The organism is Rothia mucilaginosa, assembly GCF_049990865.1.
GTDB classification, from domain to species: domain Bacteria; phylum Actinomycetota; class Actinomycetes; order Actinomycetales; family Micrococcaceae; genus Rothia; species Rothia mucilaginosa_I.
The window spans coordinates 250,186-275,207 of sequence record NZ_CP188231.1 but is presented as its reverse complement, the minus strand read 5'-3'; the positions used below and the strand labels follow the sequence as shown (position 1 = coordinate 275,207).

Below are 25,022 nucleotides of genomic sequence, written 5' to 3'. Positions count from 1 at the left end.
CGGTTCGGTAGGGACGGCGGTTCAGACGTGGGATGAACCGGCACAAAACGATCAATCACAGGGCTATTGACCGTTTTTTGCCCTAGAAACCGAGAATCCCACAAATATTTAAAAATATTTTTAAAACGAATGAGGCTTCCCGCATCTTTACAGATGCGAGGAAGCCTCATTCGTCTCTTCGGTGCCATAGGTGGGAAAGGGCGGCTATTTGTGTTTCAAACCCAAACATACAGGTACCAAAAACCTGAACTTTTCAGCACCAAAACGGGCGTTCCCACGGCTTTCCACCACTACCCACACAACCCAAACATCGCTAAAATAGAGACCAAGAGAACGACCTCCCGACCGGTGTACATCCGCGCGCCGAATTTGTGGAGGTCATAGTTATATACACGCGCGCACAACACCTAAAACGCGCAGACATTAGGAGCCAACCATGAAGATCGGTCTGCTTACTTCCGGCGGCGACTGCCCCGGCCTGAACGCTGTCATCCGCGGCGCTGTCCTCAACGGCGTCAAGAAGTACGGCTACGAGTTCGTCGGCTTCCGTGATGGCTGGCGCGGCGTCGTTGAAGGCGACTACATGGACCTGCCCCGCCAGAAGGTCCGCGGCCTGGCATCCCAGGGCGGTACCATCATCGGTACCTCCCGCACCAACCCCTTCGACGGTCCCAACGGTGGCCCCGAAAACATCGAAATCATGATGGAACGCCACGGCATCGACGCAATCGTCGCTATCGGCGGTGAAGGCACCCTCGCAGGCGCAAAGCGCCTGGCAGACGCAGGCCTGCCCGTCATCGGTGTCCCCAAGACCATCGACAACGACCTGCGCGCAACCGACTACACCTTCGGCTTCGACACCGCAGTGTCCATCGCAACCGAGGCAATGGACCGCATCCGCACCACCGGCGAATCGCACCACCGCTGCATGGTCGCCGAGGTCATGGGCCGCCACGTCGGCTGGATTGCACTGCACTCCGGCATGGCAGCAGGCGCACATGCAATCCTGATCCCCGAGGTCAAGGTCTCCATGGAGCAGGTTGCTGAATGGGTCAAGGAAGTACACGACCGCGGCCGCTCTCCCCTGGTTGTTGTTGCTGAAGGCTTCATCCCCGAAGGCTTCGACGACGTCATGGCAAACAAGGGTACCGAAAAGGACGGTCGTCCCCGCCTCGGTGGCATCGGTGAATACATCACCCACGAGATCGAGAAGATGACCGGCATCGAAACCCGCAACACCATCCTGGGCCACATCCAGCGCGGTGGCGCACCCACCGGCTACGACCGCGTGCTCGCAACCCGCCTGGGCATGGGCGCAGTCGACATGGTCGCTCAGAAGCAGTGGGGCAAGATGGTCTCCGTTCAGGGCACCGAAATCAAGTACGTACCCCTCGAAGAGGCACTGGACGGTCTGAAGTCCGTACCTCAGGAACGCTGGGAAGAAGCAGCCGTCCTCTTCGGCCGCTAAACCCCACAGCCTCAGCACATGAGGCAGCCTCAGCATATTAGCTGGGCGCGCATACTAAAACCGCGGAGGTGGGCACTCGCAACGAGTGTCCGCCTCCGCGGTTTTATGCAGGTAGTCAGATGCTATTGCCCAGTCAGATGCTCTAGCGCTTCAAGAAGTCCTGACCCGCCAAAGAACGACGCGCCACCTCACCGGACTCCGGCGAAACCACCGTCGTCTGAGCCACCGCGTACTCGGTCGCCGGCGCCGGCGAACCATCGGGCAGGAAGTCGCCGCCATCAACCGCACGCAAAGGCGCCTGCGGATCAACGCCGCGCTTAATCACAGCCAACGCAATCGGGCCCGCCTCATAATGCAACGCCACAGAGGTAATGCGACCGACCGGGCGCGACTTGCCCTCCACAAACAGTTCACTACCTGCCGCCGGCAGGGTGTGCTCCGAACCGTCAATATCCAAGAACACCAGACGGCGCGGCGGACGACCTAGGTTATGCACGCGCGCCACCGTCTCCTGGCCCTTGTAGCAGCCCTTATCGAAATGCACCGCGGTACGGGTGTAATCCAGCTCCTGAGGGATGGTCTTATCGTCAGCCTCGGTGCCGTAGCGCGGGCGCCACGCCTCAATACGCAGAGCCTCCGCAGCCCACAGACCCGCAAAACGCGCGTCCGAAGATTCAGCTAGGGCGGGCAGAACAGAGCGCGGCACAATGCTCAAGAAACGCACGTAGTCCGCACCCGGGTGGTTATCGCCCGCCTCATCGTAACGGTAGCTACCCGGTGCCGGAGTGTGCCAAGGATCCTCCCACACCAGCGGCTGAGCCTCAGCGAGCGCCGGATGCACCGAACCGTCCTGAAGGATCGGGTTGCGGGCGCTCTCCAGCACGGCGTACTCGTCGCTGAGGTTCTGCGCCTCAACGCGCATCATGAACTTCATACGGTTCAGGTAATCGGTCAGCGGCTGGGCCTGGTTTCCCTCCACAATCAGCCAGAGTGCCTCGCCATCTTCGATAGCGGCGGGTGCATACTCCACGCGCCCCTGAGGGGAAAGAAGCAGGAACTCGCGACTCTCCCCCGCGGTCATACCGGTCAGAATCTGCGAGGCGATGGAGGTCAGCCAATTCTGGCGGTCCGGCCCCTCAACGCGCACCACGCCCAGGGAGGAGCGATCCACCAGCACCAGCGGTTCGCCTGCTTCTGCGGAGCGGTCAAAGCTGAGGGCGCGCTGCTCCAGCATGGGGTTGCCGTAGTGCGCGGCGACGCTGGCATCCAGCCCGGAGGCGGCAAAAGCGCCGTGCAGGCTCAGCAGGGGGCTCGCCGGACGGGTAGCATCGGGCTGGGATACCTCACCCTGAGGCGCTTCAAGCGAAGATTCAGTCACGGAAGGTGCACCTTTCACACAAAGAGTCTGCCCCGCCGACCAGCGGGGCAGACACACGTTAGTTATTAGGCGGTGGGCTCGGAGCCGGGCTCGCCAGTGGGCTCTTCGCCGTCCAGAGAACCGAACATCGAGGTGCCCAGGGAATCACCGGTCATCGACGAGGTCTTACGCAGCTCAGCGGAAGCGTGCTTGTGCAGCTTACCCTCGGCGTCCGCAACCTCCCAGTCCCACATGAGGTTACCGTTGACCAGGCCCCACAGGCGCACGGAGCCCACGTAGTCGTGGGAGATGTCGTCGCGCAGCAGGTTGCCGGTCTGCATACGAATAACCGGGCCCTTGACCATACCCACGTAGTTTTCGCTAATGCCGCCGGGGTGCGCGATGGTCGCCAGCAGGGAGAAGCCGTCGTCCTCGTTGCGCAGGGTTTCAACGCTCTCGGCGTCGGGGAAGGCGGGTACAACATCCTTGGGGACAATACCGAAGCCGCCGTCGGCGTCGGTCAGGGGGCGGTCAATCTGCCAGAAACCGGTTTCAACGGTGATGGGGCGCAGCTTCTGACCCTCGTCATCGAGCAGGAAAGACTCAGCGCGGTATTCGATGAAGGGCAGACCGTCCTGCTCAAAAGTAATAATCTGGCCGAAGGGGGTGTTTTCCTGGCCTTCGTACCACATGGTTCCGGTACCTTCCCAGGTGCCGAGCAGCCATGCGAAGGGAACAAGTTCAGGGGTTAGGTTAGTAGGGATTTCAATAGCCATACCTTCTATTCTAGTACCCGTGGGTAAAACAGTGCCCTATTCGTTCGTCCACGGCACGGGGTAGCGTCGCCGCCTGCAGAGTGAAGTGAACGGTGCGGTGGGCGACATAAAGAAAACCCCCAACCGGAGGGGACCGGGTGGGGGTTCACGCCGTCATTGGCGAGGCGGTACGAACCGTATGAGGCAACCGCCTAAAGCCCTCTGTGGGCGATGCTTCTGCTCTGTGCGGGAAGATTACTTCTGACCGCTGAAGAGGCCACGCAACACTGCGAATGCACCGATACCGATGCACACGGAGATAATAGCCATCAGCGACATGAAGAGAGCTTCAAGAGCCATAAGATTGTTTTCCATGCCTTAAACCTACCATAGACTCCCCCTGAAAAGGGTGCAGAATCGGTGCTAAAGACATACTGGACAGAGCTATCGGCAACGACCTGCTCAGAGGGGTGGGTAAACAGTCCGGCATACGATATCTGCTCCCGCTCTTTACCGCCTCCACAGCTGCAGCATAGGCGGGCTAGTACACTAGAAAGAGCCTAATATTTTACTGGGAAAGGAGAGGGTGTGTACCGTATTGCGCTCATGAGCGATACCGCCGCGCAGGATATAATCCCCTCGCTGAGTCTACTCAGCCACAAGGTACACGTCTTCCCGCTCGACACCGCCCACACCGCCCTCGAATCCGAGGCTTTCGACCTGCTCATGGTCGACGCCCGCACCGCACTCGTACAGGCACGCCAATGCGCCCAGCTGTTGCGCGCCGCCGGCGTACAGTTGCCGCTCATCGCGCTCCTGAACGAAGGCGGTATGGCGGCGGTTGCAGCCTCCTGGCAGGTTGACGATATTGTTTCTGACCAGGCGTCCCCCTCCGAAATGGATGCGCGCCTGCGCCTCGCCATCAAGAGCGACGCCGGTGCAGAAGAAGAGAACACCGAAGAGCGCATCGTGCGCGCGGGCAACCTCGTTATTGACACCCAGGCGTACTCCGCGCACCTTTCCGGTACCGCACTGAACCTGACCTTCAAAGAGTTTGAACTGCTCAAGTTCATGGCTCAGCACCCCGGACGCGTCTTCTCCCGTGCCCAGCTACTCTCTGAGGTGTGGGGTTACGACTCCTATTACGGCGGCACCCGCACCGTGGACGTGCACGTGCGTCGTCTGCGTTCCAAGCTCGGCACCGAATACGAGCAGATGATTTCGACCGTGCGTAACGTGGGCTATTCCTTCAACAGCACCCGCTAAATTTTGCGGTGCCAACCGCTGTTTTGGTGTGCCCGTTCTTAAGTAGCCTCGCCGCTGAGCCGAGTACCAGAATGCGTAAATGTTCCGGTTCTTGTCATATTCGCCCAGGACGGAGAACAAACTCTCCAAAGAGCAACTATCCCCGGTAGAGTTGAATCAGAAGGCTACGAAAGAAGGCGATGATGGTACACAGTCAGACACCCGATTCCTCCACCCTGCCCGCTGAAAGCTCCCTTGTTTACGCGGAACCGCAGCTCACCGAAGAGCTGTTGGAACGCTTCGATTCCTTCGCGCAGAAGGTTGCCAGCCATGACGGCGTCTCGGCGTTCTCTGAGCAGACCCGCATTGAGCTGAGTAAGGCACTCCACGAAAGCACCCTGACCCCTCCGTGTTTCTTTGTCGCTGAGGATAACGGCACCCTCGCCGCCGTGTTTGTGGCGCTCACCCCCGCCAACGACGAAGATACCGGCGTGATTGAGGCAGCCGTCGCCCCCGAATACCGCGGACGAGGCGCCGGTAGCGCATTCTTCGACCACGCCGTCCGCCAGCTGGGTGAAGACGCCGTACGATACCGCCTCTGGGTTCACGGTAGCGCCACCGACACCGGCATTGAAAGCCCCGCCCACGCGTTCGCGACCCTGCACGGTTTTGAGCCGGTACGCGTGCTGTACAAGATGATTCTGCCCCTGGACGCACAGACCCGCGAAGAGCTCGTGGAACGCTCCGATGCGCGCACCCTGCCGGAAAACCTGCGGATGCGCACCTTCACCGGCGCGGACGAATTCCCCTGGCTGCGCGTGAACGCCGCCGCTTTTGCGCACCACCCGGAGCAGGGCAAGCTCACCCTTGCTGATCTGCGCGAGCGCACCGGCTCCCCCTGGTTCCGTCCCGAGGGTTTCTTCATCGCCTCCGAGGTGGATGATGACTCCGCCATTGCGGCATTCACTTGGACGAAGATCCCGACCGGTCAGGAGCAGGGCGAGCTGTCCCCCTCCGGCGAGATTTATGTGGTGGGTGTGAGCCCGCAGGCGCAGGGAGGCGGCTTGGGTCGCACCCTCACTCTGCGCGCGCTGGCATACCTGGCGTGCGCTGAGGATGAGAACGGTGAGCCGCTGCGCGCCATCGACCTGTACGTGGACGCCGATAATGACGCCGCCTACGCCCTCTACACGTCCCTGGGCTTTGGCGTGGCGACGGTTGACCGCATGTACGCTCCCGCGCAGCAGGGTGAGCCTGCCGCCTAGTTTTCTGTGCGCCGTCTCCGGCGTGCTTCTTCACGACTTATCCCCGATCAGAAAGGCAAGTACAGTATGGTACCCGCCCCCAATGGCCTGAATAAGGCGCCTAAGCCCAAGCCGTCTGAGCCTGCGCCCATGACCGGTGTCATTCACATTGGCCACGATATTTCGAAGATTGAGCGCGCCGAATCTCGCGGTGACCGCATTGAGAAGGGCGAGAAGCGCTCCTACTTCAGCCTTGAAGAGGAGTTCGGTCCGGAGCGTTTCTTTGACCGTGAGAGCAGCTGGCTGGACTTCAACACCCGCGTGCTGGAGCTCGCGGAGGACCCGAACCTGTTCCTGCTGGAGCGTCTGAACTTCCTGGCGATTGTGGCCTCTAACCTGGACGAGTTCTTCATGGTGCGTGTGGCGGGTCTGAAGCGTCGCATTGCGACCGGTCTGGCGGTTCCTTCGGCTGCCGGTCTGAGCCCCGAGGAGCAGATGGAAGAGATTGCTGAGCGCGCTCACCAGCTGCAGGCTCGTCACGCTGATGTGTTCCACAACCAGGTGCTGCCGGCTCTGGAGGAGCAGAACATCCGTATCGTGGGTTGGAACGACCTGGATACGGACGCTAAGCAGCGTCTGCGTCAGGAGTTCATGCAGGACATCTTCCCGATTCTGACTCCGCTGGCGGTTGACCCGGCGCACCCCTTCCCGTACATTTCGGGCCTGTCGCTGAACCTTGCGGTGCTGGTGCGTAACCCGCAGACCGGCAAGGAGCTGTTCGCTCGCGTGAAGGTGCCCGATCAGCTGGACCGTATGGTCTCTGTGGATGGTTCGCGTGCCGCCAACACTGCTGGCCGCGAGAGCCGCTACATTGCGCTCGAAGACATCATTGCTGAACACCTGGATACGCTCTTCCCGGGCATGGAGGTTGTGGAGCACCACGTCTTCCGCGTGACTCGTAACGAGGATCTCGAGGTGGAAGAGGACGACGCCGAGAACCTGCTGAAGGCTCTGGAGAAGGAGCTTCTGCGCCGTCGTTTCGGTCCGCCGGTCCGTCTGGAGGTTGAGGACACCATCAACCCGACCATCCTGGATCTGCTGATTTCTGAGCTGAATATTGATGAGTCTGAGGTGTACCGCCTGCCGGCTCCGCTGGATCTGCGCGGCATGAGCGCGATTGTTCGTGCGAACCGCCCGGCTCTGCACTACCCCAAGCACATTGCGCACACTTCCCGCTGGCTCAACGCCACCGAGACGGCGAAGGCTGCGGACGTGTTCGCTGCCGCCCGCGACCACGACGTGTTGCTGCACCACCCCTACGATTCCTTCGCGACCAGTGTGCAGGCGTTCCTGGCTCAGGCTGCCGCTGACCCGCGTGTTCAGGCGATTAAGCAGACTCTGTACCGCACCAGTGGCGACTCCCCCATCGTGGATGCGCTGATTGAGGCGGCTGAGGCTGGCAAGCAGGTTGTGGCGCTGGTCGAGATTAAGGCTCGCTTTGATGAGGAAGCCAACATCTCCTGGGCTCGTAAGCTGGAGCGCGCGGGCGTGCACGTGGTGTACGGCATCGTGGGTTTGAAGACTCACTGCAAGCTGTCGCTGGTGGTGCGCCGCGAGGGTAACCACCTGCGTCGTTACGCGCACATTGGTACCGGTAACTACCACCCGTCGACCGCTCGTTTCTACGAGGATTTGGGCATCATCACCTGCGATGAGCAGATTTGTGAGGATGTTTCCCGCCTGTTCAACCAGCTGTCTGGTTACGCGCCGAAGACCAACTACCAGTCGCTGCTGGTGGCGCCGCGTACTCTGCGTAGCGGCCTGATTGAGTGCATCGATCAGGAGATTGAGAACCACAAGGCAGGCCGTCCGGCGAAGATTCAGATTAAGTGCAACTCCATGGTGGATGAGGCCATCATCGATTCGCTGTACCGTGCTTCGCAGGCTGGTGTGCCGGTGGATGTGGTGGTTCGCGGTATTTGCGCGCTGCGCCCGGGCGTTAAGGGTCTGAGCGAGAATATTCGCGTCCGTTCGGTGCTGGGCCGCTTCTTGGAGCACTCGCGCGTGTTTGCGTTTGAGAACGGTGGCGATCCGATTGTCTACATTGGCTCTGCCGATATGATGCACCGTAACCTGGACCGCCGCATTGAGGCTCTGGTACCGGTGAAGGATCCGCGCCACGTGAAGTACCTGCGTGACATGTTCACCATCTACATGAGTGATTCTTCGCGTACTTGGCACCTGGATTCTGAGGGTAACTGGACCCGCCACGACACCGATGATCAGGGCAACCCGCTGCAGGATGTGCAGTCGTACTACCTGAGCTCGCGTTCCCGTAAGAACGTGGTGGATAAGGTCTAAGGATTTGCCGCTGACCTACCGGTGATTTCTGGTGGTGAACCCCGTCTGTTCTCGCGCTTTATGGTGTGGGGCAGGCGGGGTTTTCCGCGTGTCGTGCAAAAACGTGCGGTGGACTAGTGCACTTAGCGCAAAAGTGAACAACAGGTTACGTTGAGATTACAACTTGACGCTTCTCTCCCCTACAATTAGACGCGGAGCATGGTGCCCGTTGGCATTGTGCGCAGCCTAGCGAAGAGGATCAGAGAGAGATATGGCACCGCTGGATTCCCCCTCCATCTACTACTCGGCACGACGTTTTGATGCGGTCAACAGCATTGACCGCGCCCCCACAAACACTGCGGATATTGTTGCTTCTGGCGCACTGATTTGGCGCATGCGCGATGGTGCGCTTGAGGTCCTGATTATTCACCGCCCCCGCTACGATGACTGGTCCTGGCCTAAGGGCAAGCAGGATCCGGGCGAGTCCCTGGCAGAGACTGCTATTCGCGAGATCCGCGAAGAGGTCGGCCTGCAGGTTGTTTTGGGTGTGCCCCTGGCGGTGACGTCTTACCCGGTGGGTGGCCGCCCGAAGGATGTTTTCTACTGGGCTGCTGAGCTGCCCGATGGTGCCCGTGCCCTGGCTGATGAGGGTGAAGTGGATGAGCTGCGCTGGGTAACCACTGACGCGGCTCGCGCGCTGCTGACCAATCAGGATGACCTGGCGCCTCTGGAATCTCTGGAAGCCCTGGCTGAGGCGGATGCGCTGCGTACCCGCCCGATTCTCATTGCCCGCCACGCGAAGGCTAAGCCGCGTTCGAATTGGGCGGCCGCTGAGGATGACCGTCCGCTCGCGGCGACCGGCAAGCGTCAGGCACTGGCTTCTAGCCGTCTCTTTGCGGCGTGGGCTCCGAGCCGCATTATTTCTTCCCCGTGGCTGCGTTGCGTTCAGACTGTGACCCCGTACTCGGTGGATTATGGTGTGTCGGTGAAGGAGAAGAAGTCCCTGTCTGAGGCGGGCGCTCAGCGTCACCCGGCGCGTGTTGCCCGTACCGTGGCGTCCCTGTTCGATAAGGATTCTTCCTCGCTGCTGTGCACGCACCGCCCGGTGCTGCCTCGGGTGATGGATGTTCTGCGCGAGTACCTGTTTGAGGGTTCCGCGGAGGTTCTTCCGACCGAGGACCCGTACCTGGAGCCCGGCGATGCCCTGGTTCTGCAGGTAACTGAGGGCGATGACCCGCGTATTGTCTCGGTGGAGCGAGTCCGCGCGGCCCTGGACTAGACTTCTGAGCTAGATTTTTAGCTTCTGCTGGCGAGCGCGCTGGGCTTTATGCTCAGCGCGTTTGCTATATCCGTACATCTTCGAGAGTTTTACAATAGAGGGGCGGCTGATTGTGCCGCTTCTGACGCCTACTAAATAGGATTCAAGGTTTTTCTTATGACTCATGCAATCCCCACCCCTTACGAAGATCTTCTGCGCGAAATCCTCGAGGAGAACAAGGACGCCATTGCGGCGGACGCGCAGCGTTCCGACCGTACCGGCACCGGTACCTTCGGCGTGTTTGGCCGTCAGATGCGTTTTGATCTGCGTGAGTCGTTCCCGCTGATTACCACCAAGCGCGTGCATTTTAAGTCCGTTGCTATTGAGCTGCTGTGGTTCTTGCGCGGTTCTTCGAATGTGCGCTGGTTGCAGGAGCGCGGCGTGACCATTTGGGATGAGTGGGCTGATGAGAACGGCGATTTGGGCCCGGTCTACGGCGTGCAGTGGCGTTCGTGGCCGACCCCCGACGGCGGCACGATTGACCAAATTGCGAAGGTTATTGATTCGCTGAAGAACAACCCGAGCTCTCGCCGCCACATTGTTTCGGCGTGGAACCCCGCTGAGGTGGATAACATGGCGCTTCCGCCCTGCCACGCGCTCTTCCAGTTCTACGTGCACGAACGCGCAGACGGTGTGAAAGAGCTGTCCTGCCAGCTGTACCAGCGTAGCGCGGACATGTTCCTGGGTGTGCCCTTCAACATCGCCTCGTACGCGCTGCTGACCTACCTGATTGCGCAGGAGGTGGGCATGGAGCCGGGCGAGTTCATCTGGACCGGCGGCGACTGCCACATCTACTCAAACCACCTGGAGCAGGTGAAGAAGCAGCTGGGCTACGGCACCGATCCGGAGGGCAACCCCTACCCGCCGCGCGAACCGTACCCCTACCCGAAGCTGGTTATTAAGACCAAGAAGCCTTCTATTTTCGATTACGAGTATGAAGACTTTGAGCTGGTGGATTACAAGCACCACCCCGGTATTGCCGCCCCGATTGCGGTCTAATTGCAGGTTGTGAGGAGTCATGATGTATCGTCTGGGCGCTATTTGGGCTCAAACTGATGCCGGCATCATTGGTCGTAACGGGGATATGCCCTGGTACGCTCCGGAAGATTTGGCGCATTTTAAGAAAGTGACGCTGGGTGCTCCGGTGATTATGGGTCGCCGCACCTGGGAGTCGTTCCCGCCGCGTTTTCGCCCCCTGCCGGGTCGTACGAATATTGTGATTAGCCGTTCGGTCGCCGAGGCGGAAGAACGCGATGGTGCGCTGTGGGTTCCTTCGCTGGATGCGGCGCTGTACGCGGCGCGTGACGCCGCGGGTGCAGCGGTCGAAGATATCCCCGCAGATACCGCCGAAGTTGATGCTTGGATTATTGGCGGCGGCTCCGTGTACGCGGAGGCGCTCTCCCGCACCGATCTGCCCGCCTTCGGTCGGGTAGAGACGGTGGAGCGTACCCTCTTCTACTGCCAGGAAGGTAACGAGATCACCGGCGATACGCGAGCGCCCGAACTGCAGCTTGCAAATTCTGCGGGCAGTTGCGAGGGCAGCTCCCCGAACGGGTGCTGGCGGGTCACCTCCGAGAGTGCCTGGGAGAAGAGCGAGAAGGGTTACCTGCTCGATGAGTCGGGCACGAAGAACCCCATGTACTTCTCGTTCCAGCTTCTGGAGCGTCTGTAGCTCTCGCGCACGTGCCGGTACCGGACCGTTCCGAATATCAAATTTTTTGTACGGTGTCAGTCCGCACCCGCCAACCTGAGAGTACACTGGGAACCATGAACTTTAATCCCGGTGACTCTGTAGGTTTTGTTGGCTGGCGCGGCATGGTGGGCTCGGTCCTCATGAAGCGTATGGTTGAGGAAGGCGACTTCGAGGGCATTACCCCCGTCTTCTTCACTACCTCTAATGTTGGTGGCGCTGCGCCCACTTTCGACGGCGTGATTGAGCCGTCCGAGCTGAAGGACGCATACGACATTGACGAGCTGCGTAAGCACTCGATTATTGTGACCGCTCAGGGCGGTGGCTACACCGAGGCTGTGCACCCGAAGCTGCGTGCGGCCGGTTGGGACGGCCTGTGGATTGACGCAGCTTCCACCCTGCGCATGAACGATGACTCTATCATCGTGCTGGACCCCATCAACCGCGACGTCATCGACCGCGGCCTGGCATCCGGCGTGAAGGACTTCGTCGGCGGTAACTGCACCGTCTCCTGCCTGCTGATGGGTCTGGGCGGCCTCTTCAAGAATGACCTGGTCGAGTGGGCTACCTCCATGACCTACCAGGCAGCGTCCGGCGGCGGCGCCCGCCACATGCGCGAGGTGCTCGCACAGTTCCGCGACCTGGGCAACGAGGTCTCCGAGGAGCTGAACGACCCCGCATCCGCAATTCTGGACATCGACCGCAAGGTTCTCGCGAAGCAGCGTTCCGGTGAGCTGGATTCCACCCAGTTCGGTGTGCCGCTCTCCGGCTCCCTGATTCCCTGGATTGACTCGGATTTGGGTAACGGCCAGTCCCGCGAGGAGTGGAAGGCTGAGGTTGAGACCAACAAGATCCTGGGCCGCTCCGAGGACGAGAAGATCACCATGGACGGCCTGTGCGTCCGTATCGCTGCGATGCGCTCGCACTCTCAGGCGCTGACCATCAAGCTTAAGAAGGACCTGCCGCTCGAGGAGATTGAGCGCATCATCGCTGAGGACAACCCCTGGGTTCGCTTCGTGCCGAACGAGCGTGAGGCTTCCATGGAGCAGCTGACCCCCGTGGCTGCTTCCGGTTCTCTGGAGATTCCGGTTGGTCGCGTGCGTAAGCTCGCGATGGGCCCCGAGTACATTAGCGCGTTCACCGTGGGTGACCAGCTGCTCTGGGGTGCTGCTGAGCCGATTCGCCGCATGCTGCAGATTGCTATTGGCAAGCTCTAAAGCTCACTGACAAGCTATAACAAAAACCCTCGCTACCATTCTTATCGGATGGGAGCGAGGGCTTTTGTGTCTGCGTATATCTTGCGCGGACCGGGTTAATGAGAGCTGGGTTAGCGCTGGTTTGCGGCGGCCGCCTTACGTTCTGCTTTGCGTGCAGCTTTGCGTTCCTTGCGTTGCTGTCGCCAGGCGCGGTAGCGGTACCAGGCGGTGAGCACCACGTGCTTCATGAAAATATTGGCGCGGCGTGCCCAGGTGAATTCGGTACCCCAAATGCCCAGGCCGATAAAGATGAACAGCCAGCCGGGGCCGGGGGTGACGAGCATAATCAGTCCGGCGATAAAGCAGAAGGCGCCCACGCCGATGACGAGGGGCTTGTAGAGATGACGCATGACCGGATGCGCGTGCATGCGCTCCTTGCGGGCTTCGAGCCAGCGGTGAAAGCGGCTGGTCTCGCTTTCTTTGACTTCATCTTCAATGGTTTTCAGGGGTGGTCCTTCCAAACGTGCCGTAGGTGAGTTTCACCGGGCGGCGGTGGTTAGAGAATAGCATTCACAGCTGGGTTGCGGCTGTGAAAGATTTCTTCATGATGAGATTTTTCCGTCATCTTTAAAATTTTTTCGTTTCAATGGTGTTCAAGTCGAAAGTACCTTTATACACTGTAAAGGACCAATTCACCCGGCACTACGCCTAAACACTAAGGAAGCGACCCACCACCGTGTCCTCCTCACGTCCCGCATCGACGGACTCACTCCGCACCAACGCTGCTGCGCCCGCTGGCACCTCTGCACCCGCTGCTGAACGCAATGCCGCACCGACTCTCAACGAACGCCTCGAAAACCTGCCCTTCACCCGCGCCCACGGCAAGCTCCTGGGCATCTCGGGTCTCGGCTGGGCTCTAGACGCCATGGACGTCGGCCTCATCTCCTTCGTCATGGCAGCACTCATCAAGGAATGGCAGCTCAGCCCCACCGAAGCCTCCTGGCTCGGCTCCATCGGATTCGTAGGCATGGCGCTCGGCGCAACCTTCGGCGGTCTACTCGCCGATAAGCTCGGCCGCCGCTACATCTTCGCCCTCACCCTGCTGGTGTACGGTCTGGCGACTGGCGCCTCCGCCCTGGCAACCTCCCTGGGCGTGCTGCTCGTCTTCCGTTTCCTGGTCGGTCTGGGTCTGGGAGCGGAACTTCCCGTGGCATCCACCCTGATTTCTGAGTTCTCGCCGCGCGCTATTCGCGGCCGCGTCGTGGTCGCCCTGGAGGCTTTCTGGGCTCTGGGCTGGATCCTCGCCGCTCTCATCGGCACCTTCATCGTTCCGCAGGCGAACGGCTGGCGCTGGGCACTTGCCATCGGCCTGATTCCCGCCATCTACTCGCTCGTAATCCGTATGGGAACCCCCGAATCGGTGCGTTTCCTGGAGTCGGTCGGCAAGCACGATCAGGCACGCCAGATTGTTGAACGTTTCGAGGCCTCCCCCGCGCTCTTCTCCCGAACCGACAAGAAGCAGACCGAAGACGTTTCCGTACATGGCGCGGCAGAAAGCGCCGACAACGCAGAATCCGCGAAGATCCACTCGATCTGGGCTGCCGGTCAGCGCCGCAAGACCATCGCCCTGTGCGTCATCTGGTTCTGCATCAACCTCTCCTACTACGGCGCGTTCATCTGGATTCCGGCGCTGCTGAACGCCCAGGGCTTCAGCCTCGTGAAGTCCTTCGCGTTCACGCTCATTATGACCCTCGCCCAGCTGCCCGGCTACGCGGTCGCCGCCTACCTCATCGAAAAGTGGGGTCGACGCGCAACCCTGGCGGCCTTCCTGCTCGGCTCTGCACTGGCGGCGGCTGGCTACGGTATGGCGCACGCCGAGGTATTCATTATCCTCGCCGGCTGCATGCTCTCCTTCTTCAACCTCGGTGCGTGGGGTGCCCTCTACGCCCTGAGCCCGGAGATCTTCCCGACCCACCTGCGCGGAACCGGCACCGGTGCCGCCGCCGGTATTGGTCGTATCGCCTCCATCGCGGCACCGCTCATTGTGCCGCCGCTGGTCGCATTCGGTGGAACCCCGCTGCTCTTTACGCTCTTCTCCACCGCGTTCCTGGTAGCGGCAACCACCGTGTTCCTGTTGCCTGAACGCCGCGGCGAATCTCTCTAACGAGTCGCCCACCCTACACGATGAGCTGTCCCTTCTGAACGCTCTTTCCGAGTAGCCAGAAGGGACAGCTCATTTGTCATTTAAGCCCTCTAACCATGCACCACAACCTCAAACTATGAGAGGATACGTTCTATGCTCGATTCCTTCCTCTCCAACCTCTACCGCACAGAGTTCAGCCCCTGGCCCGTGAGCGAACACTACGCCGCAGAACGCGCCGGCGGCGTGCCCGAAGCCATGCTGCTGCCGGGCGAACTCACCGTGCACCGTGGCGACGGGGCAAAAATGAGCTACTACCTGGACTGGCCCGAGGAATTCAACGAAGACACCCGCGCAATCACCCTGCGCCCACGCACCAAAAACGGCTACCCGCAGGACTTTACGCTCAGCGTCGTCGTACGCGACGGCCAGGCTGTCTTTACCGCAACCGCCCTCAGCTTCTGGGAGCAGCGCGACGGCCGCCCCTACGACCGCGAGCCCATCGCCCGCGGCTACGTGGACGTCGCCTCCTACGAATCCCGCGCGGAATACGCGGGCAATTCCGCCGCGCCCGCCCTCATCGGCTGGGATATCGCAGACCTCTACCCGGCACGCATGGCACTCATCCGCGCCCTCTGCGAAGGAATCGCCAGCAGTATCACAATGGACACCCGAATCCTCGCGGACGGGCAGGTACAGGTCGATCACAAGGACGGGGACCTGCTCGCCCTGCACGTGAACGCGGTCAGCACCGTAGGCGGCATGGTCCGCGCCCTCATCATCGAGCAGGACCGGGTACCCGGCGGCGTATCTACCGGCGCCTCCGAGCGCACCGACCTGCAGGCACGCGCCTACTACGCCAACGTGCTCTCCCCCGTCCCCGGCGAGTTCGGCAACCTTGTCTGGTCCCACAGCGAGGACGCGGAATACTACCCCTACCGGCCCACGCGCCATAAGCCGATTTTCCACGCCCCCAGCCCGCCGCAGAAGCTTCCCCTGGCGGTTCAGGTGTTGATGGAGCACCTACCCGCCGCTCCCCTGGCAGCAACGCGCACAGCGCCCAAGCGCAGGCCGTACCTGCCGGGGCAGGCGCGCGTCTCTTCGCCTCGCCACTAGCTCAGCGGGTCAATACAACGCTTCGGGCGGTCTCCCGATGAAGAGACCGCCCGAAGCGTTTATTCTGAAGTGTTTATTCTATGCGTCCTCACGCTACGAAAGGCGAGAAGTTGAGAATCTAGATTTCGCCGTTGACCACGACAGGCTCGGGAACCAGGGTCACACCGAAACGCTTGCGCACGCCGTCACGCACGGCGCGGGCAATCGCGAAGATATCCTCGGCGGAGGCGCCGCCGCGGTTCGTAATGGCCAGGGTGTGCTTGGTCGACAGGCTTGCACGGCCCTGAGCAATCTCGCGGGACTCACCCTCCAGACCGAAGCCCTTATCGAAGCCTGCATGCTGAATCAGCCAAGCAGCCGAAAGCTTCACGTGATCAGGGTCCTCGACACCCGCGGTGAACGGGGAAGTCTTCACAACCACCGGGAAGTTCGGGGCGCCCTCGGGCAGAGACTCCAGAGTAGAACGCGGAACAATCGGGTTGGTGAAGAAGGAACCGGTGGAGAAAGTGTCACGGTCCTCGGGGTTGAGCACCATGCCCTTGGAGCCGCGCAGCTCCAACACCTTTTCGCGTACCAGTGCGGATTCGGCGCGCTGACCGGGCTCAACGCCCAGGCTCTTCGCCAGCTCAGCGTAACGAATCGGGGAGGACAGGCTACCGAGCGTGAACTGGAAATCAACGGTCAGCACCACGTAGCGGGGCGAGCCGTTGACGGTTGCGCGCTTGAGTACCGAGTCGCGGTAGCCGAAGCGCAGGTCTGCGCTCGCGAAGGTCTTCCGAGTGTTCTTTTCGCGGTCCCAGGTGCGTACGGAGGCGATGAACTCGCCCACCTCAACGCCGTATGCGCCGACGTTCTGCACGGGGGTTGCACCCACGGTGCCGGGAATGCCGGAGAGAGCCGCGGGGCCAACCCATTCATTCTCGATGCTGAGCTTCACGAAGTCGTCCCAGATGGTGCCCGCCTGCACGCGCACGTTCGCGCCGCCGCATGCGGGGATGGGCAGAACCTCTACGCCTTCGGAGGCGATGTGCACGACGGTTCCGTTGAAGCCTTCGTCGGAAACTAGGAGGTTGGAGCCGCCACCCACGATGAGGACGGGTTCGCCTGCGGCGTCTGCAGCGGAGACCGCCTCGATGATTTCTGCCTCGGAGGTAGCACGGACGTAGGTCTTGGCGGGGCCGCCTACCTGGGCGGTGGTCAGTTCGCTCAACAGCTTTTCAGTCATAGGTTAAGAATACCGGTCGTTGTGCGGGGTCAACACCCGCCACACGTTAAAGTCACGAAAACCTTATGGTGATTTTGCCTTCATTTTCCGGTGCTCCTCCCACAAAGAAGAAGCACCACCACCCGCCGGCGAGCGCGCATCCGAGTACACAGCCGAGCGCACAAAAGCCCCGGCACCACCGCATCGGGTAGCCCCAGGGCTTTCACGCTGTTGCTTTTACGCAGTTATCCGCACACGCAGAAGCTCTATGCCGAGAAACGAACCACAGCCTGGCTCTTCATCAGAACCTTCTGCTCCTTGCCTTCCTCATCACGAGCGGTGACGGTCAGGTCAATGCGGGCGGTGCGCTCTTCCTCATTCAGGGCGCCCACCTTGCCGCTGATGGTCAGGGCGTTCGTGGGGGCGTCGGGGTTTTCGCCGCCGGGCGCATCCGCTACGGGAACGGGCTTGGTGAATCGAGTCTGGTAGTCCACAATCGCACCGGGGTCACCCACCCAGTCGCTCACGAGCTGCACGGCGGTGCCCATGGTCAGCATGCCGTGAGCAATCACGCCGGACAGGCCCACAGACTGAGCGAAACGCTCGTTCCAGTGAATCGGGTTGAAGTCACCGGATGCGCCAGCGTAACGCACCAGCGAAGCGCGGGAGAGCTCCACGGTACGCGAACCGATCTCCCGACCCTTTTCAAGATCTTCAAAACGCACCATTAGTTCTCCTCCTCAGCACGAACCAGCAGGGAAGAAATGCAGGTGGTGACCGGCTCGCCCTGCGCGTCAACGATTTCTTCGCGGGTGGTCAGCATTGCGCCGGCACCCATCACGCGCACGGAGTCCACGTGAACTTCGGTGCGCAGCTCATCACCGGCAACGATGGGGCGGTGATGAGTGAAGCGCTGGTCGGCGTGCACCACGCGGGAGAAATCAATACCGGCGGAATCGTCGTTGATGAGTGCCGCGTCAGCTGCCTGCGCCAGGATAATGGCGAAGGTCGGCGGGGCAATCACATCTGCGTACCCTGCCGCGCGGGCTGCCTCAACGTCGTGGTGGAGGGGGTTTTCTGCGTGAACTGCTCGGGCAAATTCGCGGATCTTTTCACGACCGACAACGTAGGTGTTCTCGGACGGGTAGACCCTGCCCACAATCTCAGGGTTAATGCTCATGATTTCAGTCTACCGCTCTTGTGCACAGTGTTCAGCTCGAACGCACAGAGTGGACAGAACACTGTGCAAGTAACCGGCATGCAGGCAACCAGCGTGCAGCTCTGAAGTATTTCGTCGCATTTTTACCTGTTAGCGAAGGCAGCACGCGCACCCCTTCCCTTACAGTCTGAGCAGGCGTAGTCTGAACGGGTACTCGCAATCTATCAAGAAGGAAAAGTTATGTCTTCCAACGTAAAAATTTCGGTACTTGACCTGATGCCGCACCGCCCCGATCAGAGTCAGCACCAGACCATGCTCAACACCATCGATGCCGCCCGCGCGGCTGAGTCCTACGGCTACGAGCGTTTCTGGGTCGCCGAGCACCACAATGCCGGTTCCCTGCTGTCCTCTGCGACCGTCGTGGTCATGGCGGAGATTGCCGCCGCAACCGAGCGTATTCGCGTGGGTTCGGGCGGCATCATGCTCCCCAACCACGCACCCTACGTGGTGGCTGAGCAGTTCGGTACCCTCAACGCGTTCCACCCCGGCCGTATTGACCTGGGTGTGGGCCGTGCGCCCGGCACCGACCCGATGACCGCCGCCGCTCTGCGCCGCGACGATTCTGCCGCCATGAGCTTCCCCGCCGAGGTGCAGCAGCTGCAGCGTTTCCTGGGCGAGCCCTCCCCCATGCACCGCGTGCACGCCATTCCCGGTCAGGGCTCGAAGGTGCCTATGTACATTCTGGGTTCTTCCCTGTTTGGTGCACAGCTTGCCGCACAGCTGGGCCTGCCCTACGCATTCGCTTCGCATTTTGCGCCCGCAATGCTGCAGGAGGCGGTGGACACCTACCGCGCGAACTTCAAGCCCTCGGAACACCTGGAGCAGCCCTACGTCATGGTGGGTGCGACCGCAATGCTCGCCGATACCGACGAACGCGCACGCTACCTGTACACGACCCAGCAGCAGCATTTCCTGGGCGTGGTGCGCGGCAATCTGTCTTTCGCACCTCCTGTGGAAGATATGGACGCCGTCTGGACCGACGCGGAGAAGATGCACATTGAACGCATGACCGCCGAAGCCATCGTAGGCTCCCCCGCCACCGCTCAGGCTCGTATTGAGGACCTGGTGGCGCGCACGGGCGCTGACGAGCTCATCGTCATGACCGAGGCGTGGGAGCACGAGGACCGCCTGCGCTCCTACGAGCTGCTGTCCCAGCTGCCGGTGGTGCGCCGCGCTTCCTAACGCTTTGATCAGAGCATAAAGACGAAGCCCCCGAGTTTTTCTCGGGGGCTTTGCTCTACCCGGCATGCTCTTCTACCAGGCGTCGAGCCGTGCGCCGGGCACTTGCAGACCGGGCTTGGGGCCCACACATTAGGCAAACAAAAAAGCCTGCCTCCGAAGAGACAGGCTTATCTGAGCCCCGACCGGGAATCGATCCCGGGACCTCCATCTTACCAAGATGGCGCTCTACCACTGAGCTATCGGGGCGTAGCGGTGGACGGGCTCGATCCGTCGACCTCACGATTATGAGTCGTGCGCTCTAACCAGCTGAGCTACACCGCCACATCATTAATACGTGCTCTCGCATGAATTAATGAGAGAGCCCCGACCGGGAATCGATCCCGGGACCTCCATCTTACCAAGATGGCGCTCTACCACTGAGCTATCGGGGCAACAGGTAAAACTATACAGGTCTTCACGAATGCTCGCAAGCGGAGAAGCTATGGCATATGCCACATTTATGTTTGGTTGTTCTTCACGCTGCCGCCTGAGAGCCCAACATTGCCCCGGCACCATCGCATTGACCAGGCGCCACCGCAACAGCTAATGCAAACGCATCAACACACAAATACATAAAGACCGGCAGGAGAGCTCATCACTCCCCTGCCGGTCTTTGAATCATATGCGGATGACAAGGCTACTAGACAAGGCTGCTAGCCGATAGCCTCAGCAAGCCCCTCATACCGCGAATCCAGGCTTAGCCGAAATCTTAGTAGCGCTTGCCGCGACCGCCGAAGTCGCGACCGCCGTCACGGTTACCGCGGTAGCCGCCCTCGCGACGGTTATCGCGACCGCCAAAGTCACGGCCACCATCACGGTTGCCACGGTAGCCACCCTCACGGCGGTTATCACGGCCACCGAAGTCGCGACCACCGAAGTCACGGTCATTGCGCTTGCCACCGAAGTCACGGCCGCCGCGCTTGAAGTCGCGGTCACCGCCGAAGTCACGGCCACCGTCACGGTTACCGCGGTAGCCACCCTCGCGGCGACCACCTTCACGACGACCACCCTCGCGGCGATCGAAGTCGCGGAAACCGCCCTCACGACGGCCACCACCGAAGCCGCGGCCACCGCCGCCCTTGGGACCATTGTCCTTACGGATGTTGATGAACTCGCCAGCGATCTTGGTGTCGCGCAGGCGATCGAAGAAGTCGCGGGGCAGGTCCTCGGGCAGGCCAACAATGGTGAAGTGCTGGCGAATGTCGATGGAGCCAATCTGGGAGCCCTTAATGCCACCCTCGTTAGCCAGTGCACCCACAATAGCGCCTGCGGTCACGCGGGAGGAACGGCCAACGTTCAGCTTGTAGTTGACCATGCCCTCGTCGTTATGCGCGCGCTTTGCCTTGCGGCCGCCGCGATCCGAATCATCGTCGGAGAAGGGGCGAGACTTGTGGGCGATATCTTCGCTCTCATCAAGGAAGAAGGGGCGACCCTGCTGGGCGATAACAGCCAGTGCAGCTGCAATGTCCTCAGCGGTAGTGTCGTGCTCGTTCTCGTAGTCCTCGATAATCTGGCGGAAGAAGCTCAGGTCCTCAGACTCGATGGTCTCGGTAATCTGCTGTGCGAAGCGCTGCTTACGGGTCTCGTTCACTGCCTCTGCGGTGGGCATGTGCATCGGCTCGACCTTCTGGCGGGTTGCCTTCTCGATCTGACGCAGCATGTACTTCTCACGCGGGGTGACGAAGAGGATTGCGGCACCTTCGCGACCTGCACGGCCGGTACGACCGATGCGGTGCACGTAGGACTCGGTGTCGTGGGGGATGTCGTAGTTGACGACCAGGGAGATGCGCTCAACGTCCAGGCCGCGTGCCGCCACGTCGGTTGCCACGAGGATGTCGATGCGGCCGTCACGCAGGGCGTCAACGGTACGCTCACGCAGCTGCTGGGGGATGTCACCGTTAATCGCTGCCGCCGCGAAACCGCGTGCCTTCAGCTTGTCGGCAACTTCCTCGGTTTCCTTCTTGGTGCGCACGAAGACGATGATGCCGTCGTAGTTCTCGACCTCAAGCACGCGGGTCATTGCGTCCAGCTTGTGGGAGTGCATGACCTGCATGTAGCGCTGGGTAATGTTTGCGCTGGTGGTGGTCTTAGCCTTGACGCGGATCTCGACGGGGTCGTTCAGGTACTGCTGAGCGATCTTGCGGATCGAGTTGGGCATGGTTGCGGAGAAGAGCGCAACCTGCTTGCTGTCGGGGGTGCCTTCGAGGATCTTTTCCACGTCTTCGGCGAAGCCCATGCGCAGCATTTCGTCTGCCTCATCGAGTACCAGGTACTGCAGGTTGGACAGGTCCAGGGAGCCCTTTTCCAGGTGGTCAATCACGCGGCCGGGGGTACCGACGACGACCTGCGCACCGCGGCGCAGACCGGCCAGCTGCGGGCCGTAGGGGGAGCCACCGTAGATGGGCAGGACGGTGAAGTCCTCCATGTGGGTTGCGTAGGAGGAGAAGGCTTCTGCAACCTGCAGAGCCAGCTCGCGGGTGGGTGCCAGGACCAGGACCTGGGTATCACGGGAGACGCCGTTGACGTCGGCGAGTTCAGCCATGCGGGACAGTGCCGGTAGCGCGAATGCTGCGGTCTTACCGGTACCGGTCTGCGCCAGACCAACCACGTCGTGGCCCTCAAGCAGCAGGGGGATGGTCTGTTCCTGGATGGGGGACGGCTTCTCGTAGCCCACCTCTTCCAGGGCTGCCAGGACGCGGGCGTCCAGGCCCAGGTCGGTGAAGCGTACGCCCTCTTCTTCAGCCTTTTCGGCGGTTTCTTCTGCCGCGGTTTCTTCTGCGGGTGCTTCTGCAGTGGTTTCTTCTGCTTCTACAGCAGGGCTCTCAACGATATTCTCTGCGGTGTTCTCGATGATGTTCTCAGTGGTCACAGCGGTCTCTGCCTCGGCGTTCAGTTCGGCCGGGGTAGCAGTATTCTCAGTCAATTTTTCCTCTATACGGTAGGGGTGGATAGCGCACGCTTTTCGGCGCTTACCGGGTGTCCCCTTCACGGCCCAGCCACACATCATCCCCTGGGGAGTAGAGCGTCCAGGGGTCCTCCGTTACCGGCGCATTCTGCAGAGGTGTTCTGCGGATGCTGCGGGTAGCGGCTCTTTGCTGGGGGTGGTCTTGAATTTCTCGGCACATTATCCGCACGCCTGTTCGTGCTCTACGCTCGGCGCGCAGTAGTCCCTGTGATTCAGGGGTGTACAGGGTGGGTAATGCTCACATGCAATGTCACGTATTCCTGGTGGTTCGCCTTCCCGCTCTACGGCGGTGGTGTGTCTGTTACAGCAGACGCAGCAAAGACGCTGGACCAGAGATCGTTAAGAGAAGCCCGCGTGTACGGTGTGAACCGCAAGTTTATGGGGCGTATCAATCGGTGATGGTGAGTACGGCGCACCTACAATTCCAGCACCACCTTGGGTGCCGGGTGCGCACAAGACCTTCATCGGGGGTTCCCGTGTTCTATCCAGTGTACAGTAGGGTGCCCACCTAGGCTATAAAAAGGTGCTTAAAACCTCATCTCTTAACGGCGAGCGCCCACCCCAGCGATTGCGGGGTGGGCGCTCATTAAGATGCTGAGCCGAGGGGCTAGGAGGGGCTAGTCGACCCGTCGCACAATATCAATCGTGCCGACGGTCGCGTACTTCGCGTAGGAGTGGCCGTAGCGGTCAGCCGCGTACTGCGCGGCGTTGGTCGGCGGGTTGCCGCCCCAGGAGTTACTCTTACGGTCAATGACCACGTAATCGGGTGCGGGCTCACCGGTGTGGCCAATCCAGTAGACGGTGCGGCCGGGAATCAGCTGGGTCAGAATCGACAGGTCAGATGCAACCGACACCCCTTCGGGTACCTTCTGCACGGCGTCCTGCTTCATCTGGTCAGTCGTAGTCAACGCGGAGGCGGTGAACTGCGCATTACCCAGGGATGCGAGGGGTTGCTGGGAGCCGGGCACGAAAATCGGGGATGCGGCAAGGAAGAGCGCCGCGGCGGGTAGAGCCCACACGGGGATGCGGCGTGCCAGGGCGGTGAGGCGACCGGGCTCAGTGTTGCTCTGAGGTTCCTGTGCGGGGGCGCTATCGGCTACTCGCGCAGCCGAGCGTACCGGAATCGCTGCGGGAACCACGTCGTAGCGTATCCGCATGACAGCGTCGAGCAGGGCGAGGAAGACGACGGGCATGAGCACGAGCGAGTAGTGCCAGGTGCTCGCCCAGTAGGATTCCATGGTGGAGAGCAGACGCCATGCAAGGGTCGGCAGGGCAATTGCCGCCAGAGGAGAAATCACCCAGAGGACCGCTCCGGTAATGAGCAGCAGGCCGAGGGTTGCCAGCTTGGTGTTATTGCTGAGCATCTGCAGCACCGAACCGAAGGGGTCACCCAGGGCTGCGGAGAAGTTCACCTTGTCGGCGTAGTCGAAGTTTCCGCCGCTATTGAAGTAGGGCAGGATCACGTAGATAGCGACGGCGGACCAGAAGACGCCCCAAATCATGACCAGGGTGGATTCGGCGACGGCAGGGGTGCGCGCCCAGGAGGAGTAGAGCTGCTGCATGCGGGTGCGCATGGGGGCGGGGGTGCCTGCGGAGAGGCGCGGCATCAGAATGTCGACGGCGGTGCTCAGCCAACCGGTGCGGATAAAGATAATCAGGCCGATGGCTGCGACAGTAATGCCCATATCTTCTTTGACGAAGGCAAGGGGTAGAGCCCACCAGCAGGCGTAGGCGAGGTAGCGTGCGCGTTCGGTGCCGCTCACTCGTGAGGCGAGCACCAGGTAGCCGAGGCTCATGGCGAGCAGAGGCACGGCGAAGGCTACTTCGTGGAATTGGGCGGCGATAGCTTGCTGAACGCCGAAGCTGAGGGCGAATCCGGCGCCGAGGAGCAGACCGGTGATGGTCGGGATAACGCCCTGAAGTTTTGCGGACTGAGCATTCTGCGCCGGGTCGCTCTTCTGCGCATCTTCAGTTTTTTGGGCGAGCGCGAAGGCACGCTGGGTGAAGCGCACAATGGCGAAGCTTGCGAAAGCGACCAGGGCGTTCTGCACCACCAGCAGGGTGGTCGGCGATGGGAACAGCGCGTAAAAGGGTCCCAGGAGCACCAGAATCGGGTGGAAGTGGTCACCCCAGAGGTTAAAGTCGGGTCCCTTAATGGGCACGATGGGCACGGAGAAGTGCGCGTACGCCTGCGCCATCTGGGTGAAAATCGCAAGGTCCCAGGAGGGCGTAATCCAGTGCTTCACCTGCTGCAGCGAGTAGTAGGTGTACAACGCCATGACGGCGGCGGCAAGCAGCAGACCGGGTAGTAGTTCGAGGGGGCGGATGCTCTTGACGCGCTCGGTGAGGGACTGACGCGGCTGTTTCTTGGCGCGCTGAGTACGGCCCGCACTGGTGGCGGTGCGACTCTTCTGTTCAGGTGCGTCCGTCTTCGAGGATACTTCGTGTGCTTCCGCTGCCATAGGCGTCCTTCTCTCGGGGTGTGTATCCGGGCTACAGGCGCCCTTGTGAGCGGGTGGAACGGTGAGCGGGTGGAACGCGTCG

General features: G+C 61.1%; 19 protein-coding genes and 3 tRNA genes. 11 read left to right on the top strand and 11 right to left on the bottom strand.

Annotation, left to right across the window (positions count from 1 at the left end):
• Positions 1–436 precede the first annotated feature (436 nt).
• A complete protein-coding gene (locus ACP3RB_RS01175; RefSeq protein ID WP_303981293.1) occupies positions 437–1,468 on the top strand; it encodes a 6-phosphofructokinase in 1,032 nt (343 codons plus the stop codon).
• A 142-nt stretch (positions 1,469–1,610) separates the two neighbouring features.
• Here ACP3RB_RS01175 and ACP3RB_RS01170 read toward each other — a convergent pair whose 3' ends face one another.
• Both ACP3RB_RS01170 and ACP3RB_RS01165 read right to left on the bottom strand, forming a co-directional pair.
• Positions 1,611–2,846, bottom strand: a complete 1,236-nt coding sequence (locus ACP3RB_RS01170; RefSeq protein WP_426699210.1) for a YgfZ/GcvT domain-containing protein — start codon at positions 2,844–2,846, stop codon at positions 1,611–1,613.
• A 65-nt stretch (positions 2,847–2,911) separates the two neighbouring features.
• The gene (locus ACP3RB_RS01165; protein WP_314672256.1) at positions 2,912–3,601 is read right to left on the bottom strand and encodes an FABP family protein; all 690 of its coding nucleotides are present in this window, start codon (positions 3,599–3,601) and stop codon (positions 2,912–2,914) included.
• Between the two features lie 567 nt (positions 3,602–4,168).
• On the opposite strand from ACP3RB_RS01165, the gene ACP3RB_RS01160 reads away from it, so the two are divergent.
• From ACP3RB_RS01160 to asd, 7 genes are all read left to right on the top strand, one after another.
• The gene (locus ACP3RB_RS01160; RefSeq protein ID WP_311647089.1) at positions 4,169–4,846 is read left to right on the top strand and encodes a winged helix-turn-helix transcriptional regulator; all 678 of its coding nucleotides are present in this window, start codon (positions 4,169–4,171) and stop codon (positions 4,844–4,846) included.
• A 179-nt stretch (positions 4,847–5,025) separates the two neighbouring features.
• The gene (gene mshD / locus ACP3RB_RS01155) at positions 5,026–6,090 is read left to right on the top strand and encodes a mycothiol synthase (protein WP_426699209.1); all 1,065 of its coding nucleotides are present in this window, start codon (positions 5,026–5,028) and stop codon (positions 6,088–6,090) included.
• Between the two features lie 66 nt (positions 6,091–6,156).
• Positions 6,157–8,430, top strand: coding sequence for an RNA degradosome polyphosphate kinase (locus tag ACP3RB_RS01150; RefSeq protein ID WP_314608567.1), 2,274 nt, complete (start codon positions 6,157–6,159; stop codon positions 8,428–8,430).
• Between the two features lie 250 nt (positions 8,431–8,680).
• The gene (locus tag ACP3RB_RS01145) at positions 8,681–9,688 is read left to right on the top strand and encodes an NUDIX hydrolase (RefSeq protein WP_426699208.1); all 1,008 of its coding nucleotides are present in this window, start codon (positions 8,681–8,683) and stop codon (positions 9,686–9,688) included.
• A 156-nt stretch (positions 9,689–9,844) separates the two neighbouring features.
• Entirely contained in the window at positions 9,845–10,726 is an 882-nt protein-coding gene (locus ACP3RB_RS01140; protein WP_049327533.1) for a thymidylate synthase, read from the top strand.
• A gap of 22 nt (positions 10,727–10,748) precedes the next feature.
• Positions 10,749–11,399 carry a dihydrofolate reductase gene (locus ACP3RB_RS01135; RefSeq protein WP_426699561.1) on the top strand — a complete coding sequence of 217 codons (651 nt, stop codon included), beginning with the start codon at positions 10,749–10,751 and terminating at the stop codon, positions 11,397–11,399.
• Positions 11,400–11,494: 95 nt separating this feature from the next.
• Entirely contained in the window at positions 11,495–12,634 is a 1,140-nt protein-coding gene (asd, locus tag ACP3RB_RS01130; protein ID WP_060824389.1) for an aspartate-semialdehyde dehydrogenase, read from the top strand.
• A 110-nt stretch (positions 12,635–12,744) separates the two neighbouring features.
• On the opposite strand, the gene ACP3RB_RS01125 is transcribed toward asd, so the two are convergent.
• Entirely contained in the window at positions 12,745–13,041 is a 297-nt protein-coding gene (locus ACP3RB_RS01125; protein ID WP_005504836.1) for a PGPGW domain-containing protein, read from the bottom strand.
• A 308-nt stretch (positions 13,042–13,349) separates the two neighbouring features.
• On the opposite strand from ACP3RB_RS01125, the gene ACP3RB_RS01120 reads away from it, so the two are divergent.
• Together ACP3RB_RS01120 and ACP3RB_RS01115 are read left to right on the top strand one after the other, a co-directional pair.
• Entirely contained in the window at positions 13,350–14,777 is a 1,428-nt protein-coding gene (locus ACP3RB_RS01120) for an MFS transporter (RefSeq protein ID WP_426699207.1), read from the top strand.
• Positions 14,778–14,909: 132 nt separating this feature from the next.
• A complete protein-coding gene (locus ACP3RB_RS01115; protein ID WP_311452700.1) occupies positions 14,910–15,869 on the top strand; it encodes a histidine kinase in 960 nt (319 codons plus the stop codon).
• A 118-nt stretch (positions 15,870–15,987) separates the two neighbouring features.
• Here the strand turns inward: ACP3RB_RS01115 and ACP3RB_RS01110 are convergent, their stop codons facing one another.
• The 3 genes from ACP3RB_RS01110 to ACP3RB_RS01100 form a co-directional block, all read right to left on the bottom strand.
• A complete protein-coding gene (locus ACP3RB_RS01110; RefSeq protein WP_315339714.1) occupies positions 15,988–17,094 on the bottom strand; it encodes a UDP-N-acetylmuramate dehydrogenase in 1,107 nt (368 codons plus the stop codon).
• Positions 17,095–17,339: 245 nt separating this feature from the next.
• A complete protein-coding gene (locus tag ACP3RB_RS01105; protein WP_315339716.1) occupies positions 17,340–17,801 on the bottom strand; it encodes a MaoC family dehydratase in 462 nt (153 codons plus the stop codon).
• Positions 17,801–18,253 carry a MaoC family dehydratase N-terminal domain-containing protein gene (locus ACP3RB_RS01100; RefSeq protein WP_005504824.1) on the bottom strand — a complete coding sequence of 151 codons (453 nt, stop codon included), beginning with the start codon at positions 18,251–18,253 and terminating at the stop codon, positions 17,801–17,803. Before ACP3RB_RS01100 ends, ACP3RB_RS01105 begins: the two co-directional genes overlap by 1 nt.
• A 219-nt stretch (positions 18,254–18,472) precedes the next feature.
• On the opposite strand from ACP3RB_RS01100, the gene ACP3RB_RS01095 reads away from it, so the two are divergent.
• The gene (locus ACP3RB_RS01095; RefSeq protein ID WP_426699206.1) at positions 18,473–19,474 is read left to right on the top strand and encodes an LLM class flavin-dependent oxidoreductase; all 1,002 of its coding nucleotides are present in this window, start codon (positions 18,473–18,475) and stop codon (positions 19,472–19,474) included.
• Between the two features lie 174 nt (positions 19,475–19,648).
• Here ACP3RB_RS01095 and ACP3RB_RS01090 read toward each other — a convergent pair.
• The 5 genes from ACP3RB_RS01090 to ACP3RB_RS01070 form a co-directional block, all read right to left on the bottom strand.
• A tRNA-Thr gene (locus ACP3RB_RS01090) sits at positions 19,649–19,720 on the bottom strand.
• A 1-nt stretch (position 19,721) separates the two neighbouring features.
• A tRNA-Met gene (locus ACP3RB_RS01085) sits at positions 19,722–19,795 on the bottom strand.
• A gap of 38 nt (positions 19,796–19,833) precedes the next feature.
• A tRNA-Thr gene (locus ACP3RB_RS01080) sits at positions 19,834–19,905 on the bottom strand.
• A 317-nt stretch (positions 19,906–20,222) separates the two neighbouring features.
• A complete protein-coding gene (locus ACP3RB_RS01075) occupies positions 20,223–22,436 on the bottom strand; it encodes a DEAD/DEAH box helicase (RefSeq protein WP_426699205.1) in 2,214 nt (737 codons plus the stop codon).
• A 659-nt stretch (positions 22,437–23,095) separates the two neighbouring features.
• Entirely contained in the window at positions 23,096–24,940 is a 1,845-nt protein-coding gene (locus tag ACP3RB_RS01070; RefSeq protein ID WP_311449362.1) for a DUF2079 domain-containing protein, read from the bottom strand.
• Positions 24,941–25,022 lie beyond the last annotated feature (82 nt).

Excerpts from the sequence above, each read along its gene's own strand:
- ACP3RB_RS01115 (WP_311452700.1), top strand. The coding sequence starts at position 14,910 with ATGCTCGATTCCTTCCTCTCCAACCTCTACCGCACAGAGTTCAGCCCC.
- ACP3RB_RS01095 (WP_426699206.1), top strand. The coding sequence starts at position 18,473 with ATGTCTTCCAACGTAAAAATTTCGGTACTTGACCTGATGCCGCACCGC.
- ACP3RB_RS01100 (WP_005504824.1), bottom strand. The coding sequence starts at position 18,253 with ATGAGCATTAACCCTGAGATTGTGGGCAGGGTCTACCCGTCCGAGAAC.
- ACP3RB_RS01145 (WP_426699208.1), top strand. The coding sequence starts at position 8,681 with ATGGCACCGCTGGATTCCCCCTCCATCTACTACTCGGCACGACGTTTT.
- ACP3RB_RS01165 (WP_314672256.1), bottom strand. The coding sequence starts at position 3,601 with ATGGCTATTGAAATCCCTACTAACCTAACCCCTGAACTTGTTCCCTTC.
- ACP3RB_RS01150 (WP_314608567.1), top strand. The coding sequence starts at position 6,157 with ATGGTACCCGCCCCCAATGGCCTGAATAAGGCGCCTAAGCCCAAGCCG.
- ACP3RB_RS01070 (WP_311449362.1), bottom strand. The coding sequence starts at position 24,940 with ATGGCAGCGGAAGCACACGAAGTATCCTCGAAGACGGACGCACCTGAA.
- ACP3RB_RS01125 (WP_005504836.1), bottom strand. The coding sequence starts at position 13,041 with ATGCACGCGCATCCGGTCATGCGTCATCTCTACAAGCCCCTCGTCATC.
- ACP3RB_RS01140 (WP_049327533.1), top strand. The coding sequence starts at position 9,845 with ATGACTCATGCAATCCCCACCCCTTACGAAGATCTTCTGCGCGAAATC.
- ACP3RB_RS01105 (WP_315339716.1), bottom strand. The coding sequence starts at position 17,801 with ATGGTGCGTTTTGAAGATCTTGAAAAGGGTCGGGAGATCGGTTCGCGT.
- ACP3RB_RS01135 (WP_426699561.1), top strand. The coding sequence starts at position 10,749 with ATGTATCGTCTGGGCGCTATTTGGGCTCAAACTGATGCCGGCATCATT.
- mshD (WP_426699209.1), top strand. The coding sequence starts at position 5,026 with ATGATGGTACACAGTCAGACACCCGATTCCTCCACCCTGCCCGCTGAA.
- ACP3RB_RS01175 (WP_303981293.1), top strand. The coding sequence starts at position 437 with ATGAAGATCGGTCTGCTTACTTCCGGCGGCGACTGCCCCGGCCTGAAC.
- ACP3RB_RS01110 (WP_315339714.1), bottom strand. The coding sequence starts at position 17,094 with ATGACTGAAAAGCTGTTGAGCGAACTGACCACCGCCCAGGTAGGCGGC.
- asd (WP_060824389.1), top strand. The coding sequence starts at position 11,495 with ATGAACTTTAATCCCGGTGACTCTGTAGGTTTTGTTGGCTGGCGCGGC.